General features: G+C 62.1%; 22 protein-coding genes and 1 tRNA gene. 16 read left to right on the top strand and 7 right to left on the bottom strand.

Going from position 1 to position 18,323, the window contains the following annotated elements; all coding sequences use genetic code 11:
* The first annotated feature begins 15 nt into the window (after positions 1 to 15).
* From NP945_RS28130 to NP945_RS28145, 4 genes are all read left to right on the top strand, one after another.
* The gene (locus NP945_RS28130) at positions 16 to 441 is read left to right on the top strand and encodes a TadE/TadG family type IV pilus assembly protein (RefSeq protein WP_127270090.1); all 426 of its coding nucleotides are present in this window, start codon (positions 16 to 18) and stop codon (positions 439 to 441) included.
* A complete protein-coding gene (locus NP945_RS28135; protein WP_256748142.1) occupies positions 431 to 838 on the top strand; it encodes a TadE/TadG family type IV pilus assembly protein in 408 nt (135 codons plus the stop codon). Before NP945_RS28130 ends, NP945_RS28135 begins: the two co-directional genes overlap by 11 nt.
* Positions 839 to 1,238: 400 nt before the next feature.
* Positions 1,239 to 1,481, top strand: a complete 243-nt coding sequence (locus tag NP945_RS28140; RefSeq protein WP_128308316.1) for a hypothetical protein — start codon at positions 1,239 to 1,241, stop codon at positions 1,479 to 1,481.
* Positions 1,482 to 1,593: 112 nt separating this feature from the next.
* Positions 1,594 to 1,896: a DUF1330 domain-containing protein gene (locus tag NP945_RS28145; RefSeq protein ID WP_256748143.1), complete on the top strand. Its 303-nt coding sequence runs from the start codon at positions 1,594 to 1,596 to the stop codon at positions 1,894 to 1,896.
* Positions 1,897 to 2,274: 378 nt separating this feature from the next.
* Here NP945_RS28145 and NP945_RS28150 read toward each other — a convergent pair.
* The 3 genes from NP945_RS28150 to phaC form a co-directional block, all read right to left on the bottom strand.
* Positions 2,275 to 2,349 (bottom strand) — tRNA-Glu (locus tag NP945_RS28150).
* A gap of 292 nt (positions 2,350 to 2,641) precedes the next feature.
* Positions 2,642 to 3,892, bottom strand: coding sequence for a YcbK family protein (locus NP945_RS28155; RefSeq protein ID WP_256748144.1), 1,251 nt, complete (start codon positions 3,890 to 3,892; stop codon positions 2,642 to 2,644).
* A gap of 216 nt (positions 3,893 to 4,108) precedes the next feature.
* Entirely contained in the window at positions 4,109 to 5,944 is a 1,836-nt protein-coding gene (gene phaC / locus NP945_RS28160) for a class I poly(R)-hydroxyalkanoic acid synthase (protein ID WP_127269943.1), read from the bottom strand.
* Between the two features lie 97 nt (positions 5,945 to 6,041).
* Here phaC and NP945_RS28165 point away from each other — a divergent pair, with 97 nt between their 5' ends.
* From NP945_RS28165 to recJ, 8 genes are all read left to right on the top strand, one after another.
* Positions 6,042 to 6,434, top strand: a complete 393-nt coding sequence (locus NP945_RS28165; protein ID WP_127323218.1) for a hypothetical protein — start codon at positions 6,042 to 6,044, stop codon at positions 6,432 to 6,434.
* Positions 6,435 to 6,479: 45 nt separating this feature from the next.
* A complete protein-coding gene (locus NP945_RS28170) occupies positions 6,480 to 7,697 on the top strand; it encodes an LL-diaminopimelate aminotransferase (protein WP_023810473.1) in 1,218 nt (405 codons plus the stop codon).
* Between the two features lie 47 nt (positions 7,698 to 7,744).
* Positions 7,745 to 9,058, top strand: a complete 1,314-nt coding sequence (locus NP945_RS28175) for a homoserine dehydrogenase (protein ID WP_127398513.1) — start codon at positions 7,745 to 7,747, stop codon at positions 9,056 to 9,058.
* 132 nt (positions 9,059 to 9,190) lie between these two features.
* Positions 9,191 to 9,547, top strand: a complete 357-nt coding sequence (locus tag NP945_RS28180; protein WP_127379827.1) for a YqjD family protein — start codon at positions 9,191 to 9,193, stop codon at positions 9,545 to 9,547.
* A gap of 71 nt (positions 9,548 to 9,618) precedes the next feature.
* Positions 9,619 to 9,786 (top strand): Thivi_2564 family membrane protein, encoded by a 168-nt coding sequence (locus tag NP945_RS28185; protein ID WP_013531988.1) that lies wholly within the window; start codon positions 9,619 to 9,621, stop codon positions 9,784 to 9,786.
* Positions 9,787 to 9,989: 203 nt separating this feature from the next.
* Positions 9,990 to 10,973: a class II fructose-bisphosphatase gene (gene glpX / locus NP945_RS28190; RefSeq protein ID WP_256748145.1), complete on the top strand. Its 984-nt coding sequence runs from the start codon at positions 9,990 to 9,992 to the stop codon at positions 10,971 to 10,973.
* Between the two features lie 73 nt (positions 10,974 to 11,046).
* Entirely contained in the window at positions 11,047 to 11,280 is a 234-nt protein-coding gene (locus tag NP945_RS28195; RefSeq protein WP_256748146.1) for a DUF6434 domain-containing protein, read from the top strand.
* Positions 11,281 to 11,460: 180 nt separating this feature from the next.
* Entirely contained in the window at positions 11,461 to 13,245 is a 1,785-nt protein-coding gene (gene recJ, locus NP945_RS28200) for a single-stranded-DNA-specific exonuclease RecJ (RefSeq protein WP_256748147.1), read from the top strand.
* Between the two features lie 7 nt (positions 13,246 to 13,252).
* Here the strand turns inward: recJ and NP945_RS28205 are convergent, their stop codons facing one another.
* The 3 genes from NP945_RS28205 to folE all read right to left on the bottom strand — a co-directional run bounded on the left by NP945_RS28205 (position 13,253) and on the right by folE (position 15,440).
* A complete protein-coding gene (locus NP945_RS28205; RefSeq protein WP_127267650.1) occupies positions 13,253 to 14,224 on the bottom strand; it encodes a patatin family protein in 972 nt (323 codons plus the stop codon).
* 84 nt (positions 14,225 to 14,308) lie between these two features.
* Entirely contained in the window at positions 14,309 to 14,770 is a 462-nt protein-coding gene (gene hisI, locus NP945_RS28210; RefSeq protein WP_127321550.1) for a phosphoribosyl-AMP cyclohydrolase, read from the bottom strand.
* Between the two features lie 34 nt (positions 14,771 to 14,804).
* Positions 14,805 to 15,440: a GTP cyclohydrolase I FolE gene (gene folE, locus NP945_RS28215; protein WP_127327458.1), complete on the bottom strand. Its 636-nt coding sequence runs from the start codon at positions 15,438 to 15,440 to the stop codon at positions 14,805 to 14,807.
* A gap of 240 nt (positions 15,441 to 15,680) precedes the next feature.
* Here folE and NP945_RS28220 point away from each other — a divergent pair, with 240 nt between their 5' ends.
* Together NP945_RS28220 and NP945_RS28225 are read left to right on the top strand one after the other, a co-directional pair.
* Complete coding sequence (locus NP945_RS28220; protein WP_127267647.1) at positions 15,681 to 16,127, top strand: iron-sulfur cluster assembly scaffold protein; 447 nt, start codon at positions 15,681 to 15,683, stop codon at positions 16,125 to 16,127.
* A 2-nt stretch (positions 16,128 to 16,129) separates the two neighbouring features.
* Complete coding sequence (locus NP945_RS28225) at positions 16,130 to 16,576, top strand: cell envelope integrity protein TolA (RefSeq protein WP_256748148.1); 447 nt, start codon at positions 16,130 to 16,132, stop codon at positions 16,574 to 16,576.
* 21 nt (positions 16,577 to 16,597) lie between these two features.
* Here the strand turns inward: NP945_RS28225 and NP945_RS28230 are convergent, their stop codons facing one another.
* Positions 16,598 to 17,515 carry a LysR substrate-binding domain-containing protein gene (locus NP945_RS28230; RefSeq protein WP_256748149.1) on the bottom strand — a complete coding sequence of 306 codons (918 nt, stop codon included), beginning with the start codon at positions 17,513 to 17,515 and terminating at the stop codon, positions 16,598 to 16,600.
* 90 nt (positions 17,516 to 17,605) lie between these two features.
* On the opposite strand from NP945_RS28230, the gene NP945_RS28235 reads away from it, so the two are divergent.
* The gene (locus NP945_RS28235; protein ID WP_256748150.1) at positions 17,606 to 17,770 is read left to right on the top strand and encodes a hypothetical protein; all 165 of its coding nucleotides are present in this window, start codon (positions 17,606 to 17,608) and stop codon (positions 17,768 to 17,770) included.
* A 79-nt stretch (positions 17,771 to 17,849) separates the two neighbouring features.
* Positions 17,850 to 18,224 (top strand): membrane protein insertion efficiency factor YidD, encoded by a 375-nt coding sequence (gene yidD, locus NP945_RS28240; RefSeq protein ID WP_256748151.1) that lies wholly within the window; start codon positions 17,850 to 17,852, stop codon positions 18,222 to 18,224.
* The last annotated feature ends 99 nt before the right edge of the window (positions 18,225 to 18,323 follow it).

Here is an 18,323-nt window from a genome sequence, read left to right on the forward strand (position 1 = left end):
GTGGGGCGCCCATCGATGCCGATCCTTGGTGATGATTCGGGCGTTGCGGCGGTCGAGTTCGCGATGGTGCTGCCCATTCTGTGCCTGGTGCTGCTTGGTATTCTGGACGGCTGGTCCTACGTAACGAGTTCACTGTCGATGCGCGCCGGTGTGAAGACCGCCGCGAACCTGGTCATGAGCGGATCGACCGATGATGCGGCGACCCAGGCCCTTGCCATTGCGAGTTGGGAAAATCGGCCGGAAGACGGCCAGGTCACGCTAAGCCGCATCCGTATGTGCGGGGCGACGGTGGTCGACGCGTCCACCATGTGCAGTGGGCCGAAGGTGCCGGCGGTCTATGTCCAGATACAGGCATCGGGCACCTGGGTGCCGCCAATTGCCTTCGGCCCATTTGCCACTTCCACTGTAATCGGTCACCAGGAGACGATCCGTGTCCGCTAGGGTAAGCGCGTTCTGGCGGGATCGATCGGGCGGGGCCGGGCTGGAGTTCGCGCTGATCGCGCCCTTCCTTGTCATGCTGCTGTTCGGAATCTTCGCCTTTGGCTGGTCGATGCACTCGGTCTCCAGTGTTCGCTATACGCTGGAGACGTCAGCGCGCTCGCTGCAGCTTAAAAACACGCTGACCCAGGCCGACATTCAATCGATCGCCACGCAGAAATTGCAGGCCTTGGGGTTCAAGGACGTGAACGTCACGATCGCCATCGACCCCGTGAGCGGCGGCTTCCGCATGGCGCATCTGACCGCGGCCTATGCCTTCGTCATCGACTTCCCCTACTTCAGTTCCTTCCCGATCAACTACGCGACAACCGTTACCGTGCCGCTGCTTGGCAGCGGCTAGGCTGTGGCCGATAACCGTCGGCGAGAATGCGCGCTAGGGCTCTGCTCATTTGTACGCTTTGAACGCGATCAGGCCACCGAGAATGGTTATCGCCGTCAGGATCAGCGCCCACGACATGACGTTGTGTGACAGACGCCTCCGGCCGCGCAGGGCCAGGTCCCGCCAGCGTTTAGCCTGATCAGCCCCTGTATTTGGCTTATCCACACCCTTCTCCAACGGGCAGAATGCGACTCATGCCGGCCGGTGTCGAGATGGCACCGTTTTTGGCGGCCACGACGCAAGCTTGGCACTCCGGCCAGCTTTTGATGGCACAGGGCTAGCTAATATATTCGTTAGTGCTAATGTTAAGATGACGTTACGTCATGTCCGACCATCCGTCGGGTGCAATGTGGGGGTTCCAATGAGAGTGGCTGTATTTTGCGCGGCTGTCGTTTTCGCTGCGACTGGTGTCGCTGTTGCCAAGGAAAAGAAGGCGGCGGTCAGTGACGCCGCCGCTTTATGTTCCACCAACCCGTCAGCCAAGAAGTCCGCACCAAATCTGGACTGTGGTTTCACCGGAACCGCCAAATCGGGAGATAGCGGCGCAAAAGCAGAGCCGCGCCTCGGATACGACGCCAATCCGTGGATTATAACAGGCTTTTGACTTCGCATCGGCGGTTGCCGGTGAAGCGCTGAAGAGGGGCGTCTTGACCGGCGGGCGTCGCCCCGCGACCGGAGCGTAACGGTCGGGCGCCGTCGAGAAGGAGGAAGCGCAGATGGCCGCCTATCTGATCGCGGATGTAGACGTAAAGAACGCTGCCGCGTTCGAGGAATACCGGCGGGATGTGCCAGCCACCGAGGAGCGTTATGGTGGGAGATATCTAGGTCGTGGCGGTGCGACCAAGGTTTTGGAGGGCGATTGGGAGCCACACCGTTTGGTTATTATCGAATTCCCCGACATGACGTCGTTGATGGGCTGGTACAATTCGCCGGAATACGCCCGCCTTATTGAAATCCGGAAGCGTTGCGCCAACACCAGGATCATCGCGCTTGAGGGGGTTGCAACACCCACTCTTTGACCGTGGTGGCTCGCGTTCATCAGGTAGTATCCGGCTTTTTTGCCCGAATCCGTACACCGCGAAGTCAGCTGTTTAAAGCCGGGAAACCAGGCAATAAATGGGGGCTTACCACTGCGGGGCTTTCTCATTGTCGCAGTGCCCGAGAACCCAACTCGACCGTGCAATGAAAAGCCCGCCACGGGGGCGACCTGCGGCGGGCTCTTGGAGCGGCTACATCCCTGAGGAATCGACCACTTTGTAGCAGGATTATGACCTGTGTGGCCGCGTTAGCCTATGGTGTGATCGCGGAAGACTGCGCGTCAGTTGAAGACCGCGGCAGAGAGCCAGGCGAAATTGGCCACATTGGGAGGGAGGTTTGCGCTAAACGCATTATTTTTCTGGTACGCCCAAGGGGAATCGAACCCCTGTTACCGCCGTGAAAGGGCGGTGTCCTAACCGCTAGACGATGGGCGCGCTCAGACGAAGCGGCTTATACTGGCGTTGTGCGCAACCGGCAACCCGTCAGGTGCCACCTTGGACAACTTTTTTCCGGGCCAGCCAAATCAACGATTTCCCGAGGGTTGGCAGGCTTTGATAATTAGCGGCGACACCCATCGTTTCGTCATCCCAGGGTCTCCGCGACGGAGCCTCGCCCTACTTCGCCCTAGGATGACGAAGTTTGTGGGAGGCTTCGGCTAATCCCGAATGCTCAGAATGGTCACCGGTACGATCTTGGCTGCTAATAGGCCTAAGACCGTCTGCTAGACTAGCCGTCACCGCCGCTGCGCCGGCGGCAGCGCCAGTTCCAGTCGCGCTCGGGGCCGACGTCGACGTGAACCGATTCTGTGTGGCAGTACGTGCCGACGCCGCCGCGGCCGGGCATGCTTCTGATGTAGCTCGCCAGTTCCCATTTCGAAACGCCGGGAACCTGGATATCGGCGGCGGCGCAATACATGTGCAGCGAATTCTTGGCCCCGTTGGCGCGCCGGTTGCGGGCCGGGTCGCGATAGCCCGACGTCACCGTCATCTTGCGGCCGTAGTGGCCTTCGATCGTCTTCAGCACGCGCACCAGCGACGGCTTCAGGCAGGCCACATCGACGCTCTCGTTCTGCTTGAGCAGCCCGTTGGGCGCCAACCGGGCCATGCCGGCGGCTGACGCAACCTGATAGGAGCCGCCGATTGGCCCCTCATCCTCGTTGAGGTCGACGTCGCTTTCGTCGTCGAGGCCGGACTTGCGCTTGATCTCGAACAGGGCCGTCTGGCGCACGCCGGGCAGGGCGTCGCTACCCGTGATGTGATTGCTATCGTCGCCGAGCGAAGCCAGTTGCACCGGCTTGGCCGTGGAACTGGCCGAGGCAAGCGTGATGATCGGCTTTGCCGCTGCTGGCGCCGCTTTTGCCTGCGCCAGGGGCTGCTCGCCCGTCCGGGCGTTGCTGATGATGGGGCCTGGTGTCGCCGAAGCTGGCGTTGCGCCAAACATCGAGGCGAGGAAGCCTTTCTTCTTTGGTGCTTCGGCCTGCGGCATCTCGCCAGCCGTCACATAGACCGGGTTGTTCATGGCCGGAGCGGCAGCGGGCTTCGGCGCCGCCACGTCGCCGTCGACCGCGGCAATCTGCTGGGCGACCGCGTCGGTTTGCTGCGCGGTCTGTGCCTGCTGCGTCAGCGATTGCGGCGTGTTTCCAACGATGGTTTCGGTGCCCGCCGGCGTGGTCAGCGGAAAGGCAGCTCCCGGTTTGGACATAGGCACGTAGGCGACTTTTTCAGGCAGCGCCGTATCGCTCGCCGTCATCACGGTCGTCTGCTCGGTCGTGACCTCGGACGAATCGGCGACAGCGGCCGACTTGCCACTTGAGGCAGCATTCATATCCGATGCGGTGGCATTGTAACCGGGCATTCCGACCGACATTGTCGGGTCGCCAGCCGAAGTGCAGGAGGCCAGAAGCAAGGAGCAGAGCGCTGCCACAATGGCGCGGCGTTCTCCCTTTGCGAGGCTCCATCCTGCTGATTTCAAAGTCAAATTCCCCCTCGATGTCCGGTCGGTATATCCTTGGCGCCACACGCATGCGTCGGTGCCAGGGTGACCTTTGTCTCCGATCCGGAAACGAGACCTGTGTCAAATCCGCAAGCCTGGAAGTATTTTTGCGGTGATTGCCGAATTACGGCCGCTTGATGGTTGACGACACCATTTCGCCCGCTTTTGGCGGTCCGTCAACTCACCACACATTACAGTCCGTTACACACGTACTTTCACATAGGTGCCGGGAGCATCACCCAAGGTTTTCATATGCTTGCCCGGTTTGCGGGCAGGCACGCGGGTGTTGTCCTTGGCCTCTATCCAGTCTTGCCAGTGCGGCCACCAGGATCCTGGATGGTCGGTGGCATTGGCTATCCACTGGCTGAAGTCGCCCGTCGGCGTACCCCCGGTCCAGTACTGGTATTTGTTGGATGCCGGCGGATTGACGACCCCTGCGATATGGCCCGACCCGGCCATCACATACTCGACCGTGCCGCCGAAATATTTCGAACCGAGGAACACCGAAAGCGCCGGCGCGATGTGATCTTCCTTGGAGGCGAGGTTGTAGACCGGGATGGTGATGTCGCCGAGCGAGACCGTGTGGCCCGCCAGTTCCATCGTGCCTTGCGAAAGATTGTTCTCGAGATAGCAGTTGCGCAGGTAGAAAGAGTGATTGGCCGCCGCCATGCGGGTGGAATCTGCATTCCAGTAGAGCAGGTCGAAGGGCAGGGGATCCTTGCCGCGCATGTAGTTGTTGACGACATAGGGCCAGATCAGGTCGCCTGAGCGCAGCATGTTGAAGGCGGTCGCCATCTTGGTGCCGTCGAGATAGCCCTTTTCGCTCATCGACTTTTCCACGGCGGCGACCTGTTCTTCGTCGACGAACACTTTCAGGTCGCCTGCATGGGTGAAGTCGACCTGCGTGGTGAAGAAGGTAGCCGATTTTATGCGGTCGTCGCCCTCTTGCGCCATCAGCGCCAGTGCCGCCGCCAGAAGCGTGCCGCCAACGCAATAGCCGATCGCGTTGACGTCGCGTTCGCCGGTGGCTTTCTCGACGGTGTCGAGGCCGTATTGCAGACCCTCGCGGATATAGGCTTCCCAACTCTTGGTGCCGTGGCGCTCGTCCGGATTGATCCAGGAGATGACGAACACGGTGTGGCCCTGTTCAACCGCCCAGCGAATGAAGGATTTCTGCGGGTTCAAATCGAGGATGTAGAATTTGTTGATCCATGGCGGGCAGATCAGCAAGGGCCGCTTGAGCACCGTCTCGGTCGCCGGGTCGTACTGGATGATTTCGGCGACGTCGCTGCGGCCGACCACCTTGCCAGGAGTGGTGGCGATGTTCCTGCCGATCTCGAAGGGCGAGTAGTCGGCCTGCCGCAGCTTCAGGTCGCCCTTGCCGGCGGCGATGTCCTCGGCCAGCATCTTCATGCCGCGCACCAGGTTTTCGCCGTTCGACGCGACGGTTTCACGGAACAGTTCCGGATTGGTCAGGATGAAATTCGACGGCGAGATGGCGTTGGACACCTGCTTGACGTAAAAGCCGGCCTTGTGGCGGGTGTGCTCGTCAAGGCCTTCGGCGTGCTCGACCAGATCGGCCGCCCAGCGCGAGGTGACGAGATAGGCCTGCTTGAGGAAATCGAAGAAGGCGTTGCGGCCCCATTCCGGGTCGAGGAACCGCTTGTCGCCGCGCTCCGGCTTGACCGCGTCTTCGGTGTCTTGCGCGGCGTTGCTGGTGCGCTGAATGGCGTTGGCCCAGACCGTCATATAGCCGGAGAACAGCCGCGTCTGCGCTTCCAGCGCGCGCTGCGGATCGGCAAGCCAGTATTCGCTGAGCTTGGAAAAGGTCTTCACCATATCGACAACGGGCTCAGCGACATGGTCGCGCACGTCGCCTTTTTCGCGCGGCTCGGCCCAGGCGGAAGCGGCCTTGCCGGCCTGCTCGATCATGCGCGCCATGTTCAGGGCGAAGCGTTCCGGGTCCTTCACCAGATATTGCTCGACGGTCGAAGGCTCGTCATCTTCCGCTTTGCCCGAATCGGGTGTTTTGGACATGGTTGGCGGGGTTCCTCCCGAGGCCTTTTCTTGACATATTAACATGGGACATCCGACCGGGCCAATCTCGCTCTACCTCGGCTGCCAAGGAAACAATATGACGATTAATATTGGCGAAACTGTTTTTTTCGGTGCCGGACGTTTTTGCCGCATCGGCGCGGCGATCGTCCTCATCGGGATTGCCGGGTGCTCGAGCACCAACACGAATGGCCCGACGCCTGTCGCTGCGGGTACGGGGCCGAAGGATACCGGCACCTTTCCGAACCTGAACATCAAGCCGCAAGTGGCGGCGCCTCAGTTCACCGAAGCCGAGAAGAACGCCAAGCTCGCGCAATTGAAGGCGGATGAGAATGCGCAGGCGGCAAAGGGCGGCGGCCCGAAGGTCGCCAACCAGGCGGCGCTGACGGATCTGGCCAAGAAGCATGGCGACGAAACGCTGAAGCAGATCGAAGCCAAATGCGACCCCGCCCTCGACCCTACCTGCAAATAAGTATATAGCGCGCGCCCAACACCCCCTTCGCTGTCTGGAACTGCCATGGAAGAATTTCACAAGGTTCGCCGGCTTCCGCCTTACGTGTTCGAGCAGGTCAACCGGCTCAAGGCCAGCGCCCGATCGCGTGGCGCCGACATCATCGACCTGGGTATGGGCAATCCGGACCTGCCGACGCCCAAGGCTATCGTCGACAAATTGTGCGAGGTCGTGCGCGACCCGCGCACGCATCGCTATTCCTCGTCGCGCGGCATTCCGGGCCTGCGTCGGGCCCAGGCCGCCTACTATGGCAGGCGCTTCGGCGTGAAGCTCAACCCCGACACGCAAGTGGTGGCCACGCTTGGTTCGAAGGAAGGCTTCGCCAACATGGCGCAGGCGATCACGGCGCCCGGCGACGTGATCCTGTGCCCGAACCCGACCTATCCGATCCATGCCTTCGGCTTCATCATGTCGGGTGGCGTCATCCGCTCGCTGCAGGTGGAGCCGGACGACGGCTTCATCCCGGCGCTCGAGCGCGGGGTCAAACATTCGATCCCGAAGCCGCTGGCGCTGATCCTCAACTATCCGTCGAACCCGACGGCGCTGGTCGCCTCGCTCGATTTCTACAAGGATGTGGTCGCCTTCGCCAAGAAGAACGACATCATTATCCTGTCCGACCTTGCCTATTCGGAGATCTATTTCGACGGCAATCCGCCGCCTTCGGTGCTGCAGGTGCCTGGCGCGATCGACGTTTGCGTCGAATTCACCTCCATGTCGAAGACCTTCTCCATGCCCGGTTGGCGGATGGGCTTTGCCGTCGGCAACGAGCGGCTGATCTCGGCGCTGACGCGGGTGAAATCCTACCTCGATTACGGCGCCTTCACGCCGATCCAGGTGGCGGCGGCACATGCGCTCAATGGCGACGGCGCCGACATCGCCGAAGTGCGCGACATCTACCACAAGCGCCGCGATGTGATGGTCGATGCCTTCGGCCGCGCTGGCTGGACCATTCCGGCACCGGCGGCATCGATGTTCGCCTGGGCGCCAATCCCGGAGCCGTTCCGACATCTCGGCTCACTCGAATTCTCCAAGCTGCTCATCGAACATGCCGACGTGGCCGTGGCGCCCGGTGTTGGCTTCGGCGAGCATGGCGACGAATTCGTGCGCGTCGCTCTGGTCGAGAACGAGCACAGGATCCGGCAGGCGGCGCGCAACATCAAGCGCTTCCTGTCGACCAGCGCCAAGCAGCCCAACAATGTCGTGCCGCTCTCCGCTCACCGGTAAGCTTGCCGCACGCAAATTCGATCTGACTTTGAGGGACGTCGCCGGACATGGCTGAAGCATTGCGTGTTGGAATTGCCGGCCTCGGCACCGTTGGCGCGTCGGTGGCGCGCGTGCTGCGCGACAAAGCGGTGGAACTGACCCGCCAGTGCGGCCGTGACGTGATCGTCACCGCCGTCTCGGCGCGCGACCAGAAGCGCGATCGCGGCGTCGATCTGAGCTCGGCAAAGTGGTTCGACGATCCGGTCAAGATGGCGCAGACCGCAGAAATCGACGTGTTCGTCGAACTGATCGGCGGCGACGAGGGCCCGGCGCGCTCGTCGGTGAAAGCGGCACTCGAAGCCGGCCGTCACGTCGTCACCGCCAACAAGGCGCTGCTGGCCAAGCATGGTGTGGCGCTGGCCGAGATCGCCGAGAAAAAGGGTGTTCTGCTCAACTATGAGGCGGCGGTGGCGGGCGGCATTCCCGTCATCAAGACCATGCGCGAGGCGATGGCCGGCAATTCGGTTACGCGCGTGTTCGGCATCCTCAACGGCACCTGCAACTACATCCTGACGCGCATGGAGGCCGAGGGCATCTCGTTCGATGCTTGCCTGCAGGACGCGCAGCGGCTGGGCTATGCCGAAGCCGATCCGACGTTCGACATCGAGGGCCACGACACCGCGCACAAGCTGTCGATCCTGACCAGCCTTGCCTTTGGCACCAGGATCGCCGCCAACGACATCTATATGGAAGGTATCTCCAACATCACCCAGGCCGACATCCGCGCGGCCGCCGATCTTGGCTACCGGATCAAGCTGCTGGGTGTCGCCCAGCGCACCGAGAGCGGCATCGAGCAGCGCGTGCATCCGACGATGGTGCCGACGGCATCGGTCATCGCGCAGGTGCATGGCGTCACCAATGCGGTGGCGATCGAGACTGACATTCTGGGCGAACTGCTGCTGTCAGGCCCCGGTGCCGGCGGCAACGCCACCGCCTCGGCCGTCATCGGCGACATCGCCGACATCGCCAAGAGCCGGCCAGGCTTCCAGCATGGTCCGGTCTTTGGACGGCCGGCGAAGGAGCTGAAACCCTACAAGAAGGCGCAGATGCGCAGCCATGCCGGCGGCTATTTCATCCGGTTGACCGTGCATGACCGCATCGGCGTTTTCGCGGCAATCGCCAAGCGCATGGCCGATAATGACATTTCATTGGAATCGATCGTCCAGCACGCGGTCAATGGCGAGGCGGCGGCACAGAAGACGGTGATCCTCGTCACCCACGAGACGACCGAGGCTGCTGTGCGCAAGGCCGTCGATGGCATCACCAAGGATGGCCATCTGACCGACAAGCCGCAGGTCATCCGCATCGAGCGGGCAGGGTAGCTTTCGCCCGATAGGCCCTGCGGGACAGGAATCCCGCAGGCATTGAGGTCTGGTCTGGTGGGGACAGCCGCCACGCGGGAACGAATTGGTGTCGTCGCCGTTCTCTTGGTCAGCAACCAGAGGAACCGCTTCATGGCCGATACCAACAAGTCCGACACCCCTAATATCGACGACATCCAGAAGACGCTGGAAAAGCAGATTGCCGATTTGCGCAAGGAGATCACCAAGATCAACAAGAGCATTTCGGCGCGGGGCGCGGAGATGCTCGACGACGCCGGCGAACAGGCGTCCGAGTTGTACGACACGGCCGCGAGCCGCGCTTCGCGTACGGCGCAACAGCTGCGCAGCCAGGCTCAGGCTGTTTCGGAGGTCGCGCGTGAAAATCCAGGTACGACGACAGCTTTGGTCGGCGTGATCGGCCTGCTCGGCTTTCTGGCCGGCTTCGCCATTGGTCAATCGACGAACGATACCTCCCGCCGCTGGTATTGACCGCAGCGCGATAGGGCCGGGCTTCCGGCCCACTCGCTTGTTTTCAGCACATCACTTTTAAGGAGGGCACCATGGCTTCATCAGCATTGATCGGCATCCTGATCACATTCCTCGTCATCATCCTTGTTCTCTATCTGGTTCAACGCCTGCCGCTCGATGGCCGAATGAGGCAGATAGTTCAGGTGATCGTCATCATCATCGGCATCATTTCACTGCTCAAATACCTCGCGGTTTTCTAGCCGCGAACGCCGCCATTTCACCGTTTTAAGACTGGCCCGGCGCATGGCGATCGGGCCAGTCTTATTTTCGGGATACAGTTTAATCGATTGATATTGTTATATATTCGATAAAATCCTTGATGGGTCTTGCCGTTGTCATGCTCGTTTGACAAAACAGGCCCGCCTCCGGCGGGAGGCCGCATTGCCAACGAGGAAATCACCAGATGAATGTGGCCCAGAACATCGTCGCCGGCCTTGACCGGATACTCACCATGGAACTGGTGCGCGTCACCGAACGAGCCGCCGTCGCGGCCGCCAGGCTGCGCGGGCGCGGCGACGAAAAGGCGGCCGACCAGGTCGCAGTTGACGCCATGCGCCAGGAACTCAACCGGCTTGCCATCAAGGGCACTGTGGTGATCGGCGAAGGCGAGCGCGACGAGGCGCCGATGCTCTACATCGGCGAGGAAGTCGGCTCCGGCAAAGGTCCGGCCGTCGATATCGCGCTCGATCCGCTCGAAGGCACGACGATTTGCGCCAAGAACCTGCCCAATGCACTCGCGGTCATCGCGATCGCCGAAAAGGGCAGCCTGCTGTTTGCGCCCGACGTCTACATGGACAAGATCGCCATCGGTCCGGGCTATGCGGACGGCGTCATCGACATCGACGCCTCGGCGGCTGAGAACATCGCCAGCTTCGCCAGGGCGAAGGGCGTGGCCATATCGGATATCACCACCTGCATTCTCGACCGGCCACGTCATGCCAGGCTGATCGATGCCGTGCGCGCCACGGGTGCCGCGATCCGGCTGATCGGCGATGGCGATGTCGCCGGCGTCATCCACACCACGGATTCGGAAGAAACCGGCATCGACATCTATCTCGGCACTGGCGGCGCACCAGAGGGCGTGCTGGCCGCTGCCGCGCTGCGCTGCACCGGCGGCCAGATGCAAGGCAGGCTGATCCTCGACACGCCGGAAAAGGTTGCTCGCGCGGCAAAGATGGGTATTTCCAATCCGAAACGGGTCTATCGGACGGAGGACATGGCGCGCGGCGATGTGCTGTTCGCGGCCACCGGTGTCACCGACGGCAACATGCTGGCTGGCGTCAAGTTCGGCCACAATTACATCACCACCCACACGATCGTGCTGCGCTCGTCGTCGCGGACGGTGCGCGAGATCAAGGCCCGCCATCAGGATCTGGATAAGTTCTGACGCTCGCTTGCGAAGCCACCTTGCAATTGCTAGCCATTCGGGCGCATCCGATGCTGGCTGCAAGGATTTGACGATGAAACCGTTCGACTGGCATGCGGATCCGATTTCGCGTGCCACCGCCATCACAAAGTTCTATCGCAACACCCAGAATGTGCGTCGCTTTCTCATCCGGGAATGCGGCGATGCATTCAGGTTCGACCGGCCTTTCATGGCTTGGCTCAAGGACGGTGTGGAAAAGACGATGGGCGATGCGGCCGACGAATGGCTTCGGCGCCAGGCTGAAAAGCGGAAAGCGCAGTTTTCTTGACTTGTTTCGGGACCGCGCGCACCCGTGAATCGCTTGGCTTTGCCTGCCTTTGGCTTATAGAGCGTCGCGTGAACGCGACGCGCTTAAAATTGTTGCCAATGCAGGTCGTCGCCCCAAAACCGCTGCCCACTTATGGGCGACATGCATTATCGTGCGGCCAACGATGAGTTGGCAAAGCGTATGACCGGCGAAAAACGCCTCTTCCTCGATGTCAGGCAGTCGGTATCAGGGGTTTCCTGGGAACATCGGCTGACAGAACGCCAGGACATGATTGCGCTCGCCATCGCGCAAGGCCATGGCGTGCCCGACATCGTCGCGCGGGTGCTTGCCGGCCGTGGTGTTACCGCCGAACAGACCGAGCGGTTTCTCGACCCGACGATCCGCGATCTTCTGCCGGATCCGGCATCGCTGACCGACATGGACATGGCGGCGGCCCGCATCGCCGCCGCGGTGATGGCCAAGGAAAAGGTGGCGATCTTCGGCGACTATGATGTCGACGGCGCCGCCTCGTCGGCCTTGCTGAAGCGGTTCCTCACGCATTTCTCGGTGCCGTCGGAAATCTACATTCCGGATCGTATTTTCGAGGGCTATGGGCCCAACCCGGATGCCATGCGCGAACTTGTTTCGCGTGGCGCGACACTGATCGTCACTGTCGATTGCGGCACCAACAGCGCCGTTTCCATCGATGCCGCCAACGAGGCTGGGGCCGATGTCGTGGTGCTCGACCACCACCAGGTCGGCGGTGCCTTGCCGGCGGCAATTGCCGTCGTCAATCCCAATCGCGACGACGACCTTTCCGGGCAGGGCCATCTCTGTGCCGCCGGCGTGGTCTTCCTCGCCCTTGTGCAGACGGCCAGGATCCTGCGCGGCCGCATGGCCGATGCTACGCCGCCGGACCTGCTTTCGCTGCTTGATATCGTGGCATTGGCCACAGTCTGTGACGTGGTGCCGCTGACCGGCGTCAACCGCGCCTTCGTGGTCAAGGGGCTGCAGATGGCGCGCCAGCAGAAGAATGAAGGGTTGGCGGCACTGGCACGCGTGTCGCGCATCGGCGAGCCGATCAGCACTTTCCATCTGGCCTATCTGATCGGCCCGCGCATCAATGCCGGCGGACGCATCGGCGATGCCGCACTTGGTAGCCGGCTGCTTGCGACCGACGACCCGGTCGAGGCGCGCACCATTGCCGAGACGCTCGACCGGCTCAACCAGGAACGGCAGTTGATGGAGCAGGAGATGCTCGCGGCGGCGCGCGTCGAGGCCGATGCAGAGCTCGCCGGCGGCAATGGCCCGGCTATCGTCGTCACCGCCTCCAACAGCTGGCATCCGGGTATTGTCGGCCTGCTCGCTTCGCGATTGAAGGATCATGCCCGGCGGCCCGCCTTCGCCATCGCGTTCAATGCTGTGGGCATCGGCACCGGTTCGGGCCGCTCGGTCTCGGGTTTCGACCTCGGCCGGCTGGTGCGCGAGGCGGCCGTTGCCGGTCTGATCGTCAAGGGCGGCGGCCATGGCATGGCGGCGGGCATCACCGTGGAGCGGGCAAGGCTTGGCGAACTCAGGGCGTTTTTCGAAGAACGGGCGGCAGCCGACGTGTTTCGCCTGCAGGGCGAGGAAAGCCTGGCCATAGACGGCGCACTTGCCGCTGAAGGCGCGACGCTCAGCCTGCTCGACGCGCTGGAACAGGCCGGACCCTTCGGTGCCGGGCATGTGGCCCCTGTTTTCGCGTTGCCGCGCCACCGATTGGCCGATGCGCGGCCGGTCGGCACCAACCACATCCGCGTCGAACTGCAATCGGAAAGCGGCGGCCGCATCCAGGCGATCGCCTTTCGCGCTGTCGATACCGCACTTGGCGAATTCCTGTTCAAGAACCGGGGCAAGACGATCCACGTCGCCGGTTCGCTGTCGGGCAATTACTGGAACGGCAACCGCACCGTGCAGTTTCGCATCACCGATGCGGCGCGGGCGTAGGCTTTGATCAGGCGAGAACGGTCTGCAGCCGGGTCAGTTCGCCGATCTGCGCCATCGTCGCCTGATAGCCGAGGTTGATCGCCTCGTCGGCGCGGTGGAATTCGGTCAGGCCGATATGGCTGAGCTTCGGCTGCAGCGACATATCGGGCGGGTCGCCGGCAAGCCTGGCGCGCGAAATACGGTCCTGAATGATGTTGAAGGCCTCGACCATGACGCCGGTGATGCCGAGCCGCGTCTGATGCGACTGGCGCTCGGCGTCGATCTGACCAGGCCGCGGCGCGTCCTTTTCAACGACCAGCTCGCCGGCGCTGTGCTTGATGACGGCGGCGCGGCCGAACAGATCATAGTGAAGGTTGACCGCCACGACGAGCGGCTGCTCATAGGCGCGGCAGACCGAAACCGGTACCGGGTTGACCAGCGCGCCGTCGACCAGCACGCGGCCATTGCAATTCACCGGCTCGAACACGCCGGGCAGCGCGTAGGAGGCGCGCATGGCGGTGATCAATGAGCCGCTCGACAGCCAGATTTCGTGGCCGGTGCGGATCTCGGAGGTGACCGCGACGAACGGCTTGGCAAGGTCCTCGAAACGAATGCCGGCCATGTGCTCGCGCAGCCTTGCATCGAGCTTCATACCGCCGAACAGGCCGCTGCCGCGCAAATTGAGATCGAGCAGGCCGAAGATGCGGCGCTTGGTCAGGCTGCGGGCGAATTCTTCGAGCTCGTCCAGTTTGCCGGCGAGATAGCAGCCGCCGACCAACGCGCCGATCGAGGTGCCGGCGATCATCGACACTTCGATGCCGGCTTCGTCGAGCGCGCGCAGCACGCCGATATGCGCCCAGCCGCGGGCGCAACCGCCACCCAAGGCGAGCGAAATGGCTGTTTTCTTCTGGGAGTTCGTTTCGGACGCGCCGCCTGACGAGGATAGGCCGTTGGCCTCCCTGACATCTGGTCTGTTACGCAATGACGCCCACTCGAGCATCATGATCTCCCTTGTCCCACGGCCACTATACGAGCGGGCCGTATCGAAATGATGAATCTGTGTGGTTGGTGTCAGGCAGAAGGTTCAAGCTGGTGGTTTCCGATACGTGTTTACCGCATCGAACAGCGGCTTGCTGCCGTCGTCGGCAAGCGTCCCCTTGCCATCGATCAGCCCCACCGTCCGATAAAAGCATGAACGCCGGCCAGTGTGACAGGTTGCGTCGTGGCCTAACACTTTGACGCGCAACCATATGGCATCCTGGTCACAATCCGTGAGCATCTCGACGACATGCTGAAAATTGCCTGATGTTTCGCCCTTTTTCCAAAGCACGTTGCGCGAGCGCGACCAGTAGTGGGCGATGCCTGTCTCCAGTGTCAGCGCCAGCGCTTGCGCGTTCATGTGCGCCACCATCAACAGCATGCCGTCCGCGGCATCGGTGACGACGACCGTGACGAGGCCAGCGGCATCGAAGCGTGGTGAAAACACCGCGCCTTCCTCCATGGCCTTCTTGTCTGACGAAGCTTTCGGGAATTCCAATGCCGACATCGCCGGTCCTTATCTAGCGAAGTCGCAGGGCCATTCAGATCCCGCCGCCACGCACCATGGTCACGAAACGAACCTGCTCTTCGGGCGTATCCTTGAAAACGCCGGTGAAGGTCGAGGTCAGCGTGGTTGAACCTTGCTTGCGGATGCCGCGCATGGCCATGCACATGTGCTCGGCCTCGATCATGACGGCGACGCCGCGCGGATTGAGCACCTCCTGGATGACGCCGGCGATCTGCGCCGTCAGCGCCTCCTGCGTCTGCAGGCGATGGGCGAAGATATCGACGACGCGAGCGATCTTGGACAGGCCGACGACCTTGCCGTCCGGAAGATAGCCGACATGTGCCTTGCCGATGATCGGCACCATATGGTGCTCGCAATGCGAATGGAATGTTATGTCCTTGACGATGACCAGGTCATCGTAGCCGGCGACCTCCTCGAAGGTGCGGCCGAGCTCGTCGGCCGGGCACATGTCGTAGCCGCCGAACATTTCGCGATAGGCCTTTGCCACCCGCTTCGGCGTGTCGACCAGCCCTTCGCGGTCCGGATTGTCGCCGGTCCAGCGCAAAAGCGTGCGCACGGCGGCTTCGACTTCAGCTTCGCTTGGCCGGTCGGTGACCGGCTTTTCCATATAGGCTGACTGTGGCATGAGCTTCTTGATGACGGCATCCATAAAGGCGTCTCCCGTAGTCCCTCTCGGCGGAGGAACGAGTTGAACGGACCACGACCTTTCGGCGTCGGAAACTCGCCCAGTTTCCAGCCCCGTAAGTGGCGTGAACTTCCCGGCAAGGACATTGGCTTTCGTCGTTCTTGTCGATACCGGACTGCCAGCATTATATAAGGTCATAGCGAGCGAAAGGAAGACACGACAGCGGCAATCGCTGTTCGCTTGGCGGCGACGGATTGGAAAATAATGATAAACGAGGTCTACAACGCGAAAATTCTCGGTTTTGCCGGGAACATTGGCCGCATCGGCCGTCTCGATCATCCTGACGCGACCGCCAAGGCTCACTCCAAGCTATGCGGTTCCACGGTCACCGTCGACCTCAAGATGCAGGACGGCCTGGTCACGGACTTTGCCCATGACGTGAAAGCCTGTGCGCTCGGCCAGGCGTCGTCATCGATCATGGCGCAGCATGTCGTCGGCGCGAGTGCTGAGGAATTGCGCGCGGTGCGCGACACCATGCTGAAGATGCTCAAGGAAAATGGCGCCCCGCCGGACGGTCGCTTCGCCGACCTCAGATATCTGGAGCCGGTGCGCGACTACAAGGCGCGGCACGCTTCGACCATGCTGACTTTCGATGCCGTGGTCGACGCCATCGGCCAGATCGAGAAGAAGCGCGCCGAAGAAGCGGCCTGACCTTGGGGTTTGGCTACCAAAGCCTGGTGTTTGCCGGGAGCCTTGCTGGCTCACTCGCGTTGAGCGGGACCCCGAGCCGGGCAGACGTAGCGGTCGAGCGCGATATCGGCGACTATCTCATGAAGGCAATCCAGCATTGTTGGAACATGCCTGCAAACACCCACAGCATTGCACACGTCCAGATCAGTCTGAACAAGGACGGGTCACTCGCAGGCCCGCCAAAAATCCTCGGTCCTGTGACGACGCCGCCGGACAAGGTTGCCGAGTCCGCTGTCCGGGCCATCGCACGCTGCGCGCCATTTCCCAGGCTGACATCATATGCTGCCCACTATGATATGTGGCGCGATGTCATCCTCACATTCAACCCGGGAGAAGACTCACCGGGCGAGCTTCCGGCCGCGGATGCGCTCGACAAACTCTTCGAAAAATACAGCAAAAAGGCAAAGTAGCGGGAGCCCGGCCGGAAGGGTTCAAGCCCGCGCTTCCAGCACCCGCCTGCTTTCGACGAATTCGCTTCTGAGCCAGTCGGCGAACGCGGCGGCCGGTTCCGAGAGGTCGCGCAAGTTTCTGGCCACCAGCCAATAGGCGCCGGATGCGACGTCGATGTCGAACGGCTTGACCAGCGCGCCGGATGCGATTTCCGCGCCGATCTGCAAGAGATCGCCCAAGGCCACGCCATGTCCGAGCAAGGCGGCCTGCTTTGAAAGCGACGCATCCGCCAGCATCGGCCCGCGCGCCGGTATGGCGTCGGCGGGCACACCGGCCGCTTCGAACCAGCGCGCCCAGCCTTGACGGTTTTCCTCGTGCAGAAGCGTGTAGCGGGCAAGATCGATCGGCTTATCGAGGGCAGGGCCAGAAGCAAGCAGCGCCGGCGACAGAACCGGTGAATCGACAGTCGAGGCAAGCCGCTCAGCCTGGCTGCGCGGCCACGCGGTGGCATGCGCGCTGAAGCGCAAGGCAAGCTCCGGCTGATCGCTGCGGAACTCGATCAGCCTTGGGTCGACCTCGAGCGAGACGTCGATGTCAGGCCGCAATTGGCGAAACCGGTTGAGCCGCGGCACCAGCCACACGGATGCAAGCGACGGCTCGACACTGACGCGGACCACGGACTGCGCCGGTGTCGCCACCAGTTCTCCAAGCAAGGTGTCGATGGCGTCGAAACTTCTGACAAGCTGCTCCAGTAGACGCCGTCCGGTGTCGGTCAGTTCGACACGGCGATGGTGACGTTCGAACAAGGGTTGGCGCAGGAAGGTTTCGAGTTCCCGGATCTGCCGGCTGATCGCCGCCTGCGAGACGAAAAGCTCCTCGGCGGCCCGGCTGAAGCTCAGATGCCGGCCCGCCGCCTCGAAGCTTCTCAATGCCGTCAGCGGCAAGCGTCCGCGCTTCATTCACATAACCCAGGATTATCCGAAGTGGAAATTATACTCGTTTGAAGGCGAAGGCCAGCGGCGGTCTAATCGCATCAAAGGAGACCGACCATGATCCAGTTGCTGAGCATCTTTGGCGATGTCATGCGGATCGCAACGTTTCAATGGCGTGACAGAAGAAAGCATGAAAAGCGTTACGAAGAGCCGACCAGTCGTGGCCGGTGGGTGGCTTCGGCTGACTGGCAGCCGTTTCGCCGTTCCGCCCGTGACGACTAAGTGCGCGCAAGGAGTGGGGATTGCGTTTTCCAGTGGAAGCCCACATCTATCGCCTGGGAAACGCGAAACGGAGACTGTGGTGCGCGACCAGCATGGGCATGCGCATATCGCCAGGCCGCCGAAACGCGGCCGCAACTGGCCCGGTCCATGGCGCAAGACGCCGGGCCGTCTTCTCGGCACGTCGCTCGTGCGCCTCTATCAGCTGACGCTGTCGGGCTTTGTCGGCAATTCCTGCCGGCATCTGCCGACCTGTTCGGAATATGCCCATGAGGCGATCGCCCGCCATGGCCTGTGGGCCGGCGGCTGGATGGGATTCTTCCGCGTGCTGCGCTGCGGGCCATTCGGCACGCATGGCATCGACCGCGTGCCGGAAACCTTGGCGGAACGTTATGTCTGGTTCACGCCATGGCGGTACTGGCGGATCGTCAGCAAGCGCGGCGAAGCGCAGGGGTGATCGCGTCAGTCAGGTCCCGGCGGTCCTGCCCGTTTACGATCTGGTAGGGTTAACAACAGCCTGCACAAAGACTGCGCATTTGAGACAAAATCGAGACAA

The organism is Mesorhizobium sp. LMG17149 (genome assembly GCF_024518695.1).
Taxonomy (GTDB): Bacteria; Pseudomonadota; Alphaproteobacteria; order Rhizobiales; family Rhizobiaceae; genus Mesorhizobium.

What these genes read in the sequence shown, in the direction of transcription:
- NP945_RS28130 (WP_127270090.1), top strand. Translation starts at nt 16, where the DNA reads ATGCCGATCCTTGGTGATGATTCGGGCGTTGCGGCGGTCGAGTTCGCG.
- NP945_RS28140 (WP_128308316.1), top strand. Translation starts at nt 1,239, where the DNA reads ATGAGAGTGGCTGTATTTTGCGCGGCTGTCGTTTTCGCTGCGACTGGT.
- NP945_RS28145 (WP_256748143.1), top strand. Translation starts at nt 1,594, where the DNA reads ATGGCCGCCTATCTGATCGCGGATGTAGACGTAAAGAACGCTGCCGCG.
- phaC (WP_127269943.1), bottom strand. Translation starts at nt 5,944, where the DNA reads ATGTCCAAAACACCCGATTCGGGCAAAGCGGAAGATGACGAGCCTTCG.
- NP945_RS28165 (WP_127323218.1), top strand. Translation starts at nt 6,042, where the DNA reads ATGACGATTAATATTGGCGAAACTGTTTTTTTCGGTGCCGGACGTTTT.
- NP945_RS28170 (WP_023810473.1), top strand. Translation starts at nt 6,480, where the DNA reads ATGGAAGAATTTCACAAGGTTCGCCGGCTTCCGCCTTACGTGTTCGAG.
- NP945_RS28175 (WP_127398513.1), top strand. Translation starts at nt 7,745, where the DNA reads ATGGCTGAAGCATTGCGTGTTGGAATTGCCGGCCTCGGCACCGTTGGC.
- NP945_RS28180 (WP_127379827.1), top strand. Translation starts at nt 9,191, where the DNA reads ATGGCCGATACCAACAAGTCCGACACCCCTAATATCGACGACATCCAG.
- NP945_RS28185 (WP_013531988.1), top strand. Translation starts at nt 9,619, where the DNA reads ATGGCTTCATCAGCATTGATCGGCATCCTGATCACATTCCTCGTCATC.
- glpX (WP_256748145.1), top strand. Translation starts at nt 9,990, where the DNA reads ATGAATGTGGCCCAGAACATCGTCGCCGGCCTTGACCGGATACTCACC.
- NP945_RS28195 (WP_256748146.1), top strand. Translation starts at nt 11,047, where the DNA reads ATGAAACCGTTCGACTGGCATGCGGATCCGATTTCGCGTGCCACCGCC.
- recJ (WP_256748147.1), top strand. Translation starts at nt 11,461, where the DNA reads ATGACCGGCGAAAAACGCCTCTTCCTCGATGTCAGGCAGTCGGTATCA.
- NP945_RS28205 (WP_127267650.1), bottom strand. Translation starts at nt 14,224, where the DNA reads ATGCTCGAGTGGGCGTCATTGCGTAACAGACCAGATGTCAGGGAGGCC.
- hisI (WP_127321550.1), bottom strand. Translation starts at nt 14,770, where the DNA reads ATGTCGGCATTGGAATTCCCGAAAGCTTCGTCAGACAAGAAGGCCATG.
- folE (WP_127327458.1), bottom strand. Translation starts at nt 15,440, where the DNA reads ATGGATGCCGTCATCAAGAAGCTCATGCCACAGTCAGCCTATATGGAA.
- NP945_RS28220 (WP_127267647.1), top strand. Translation starts at nt 15,681, where the DNA reads ATGATAAACGAGGTCTACAACGCGAAAATTCTCGGTTTTGCCGGGAAC.
- NP945_RS28230 (WP_256748149.1), bottom strand. Translation starts at nt 17,515, where the DNA reads ATGAAGCGCGGACGCTTGCCGCTGACGGCATTGAGAAGCTTCGAGGCG.
- NP945_RS28235 (WP_256748150.1), top strand. Translation starts at nt 17,606, where the DNA reads ATGATCCAGTTGCTGAGCATCTTTGGCGATGTCATGCGGATCGCAACG.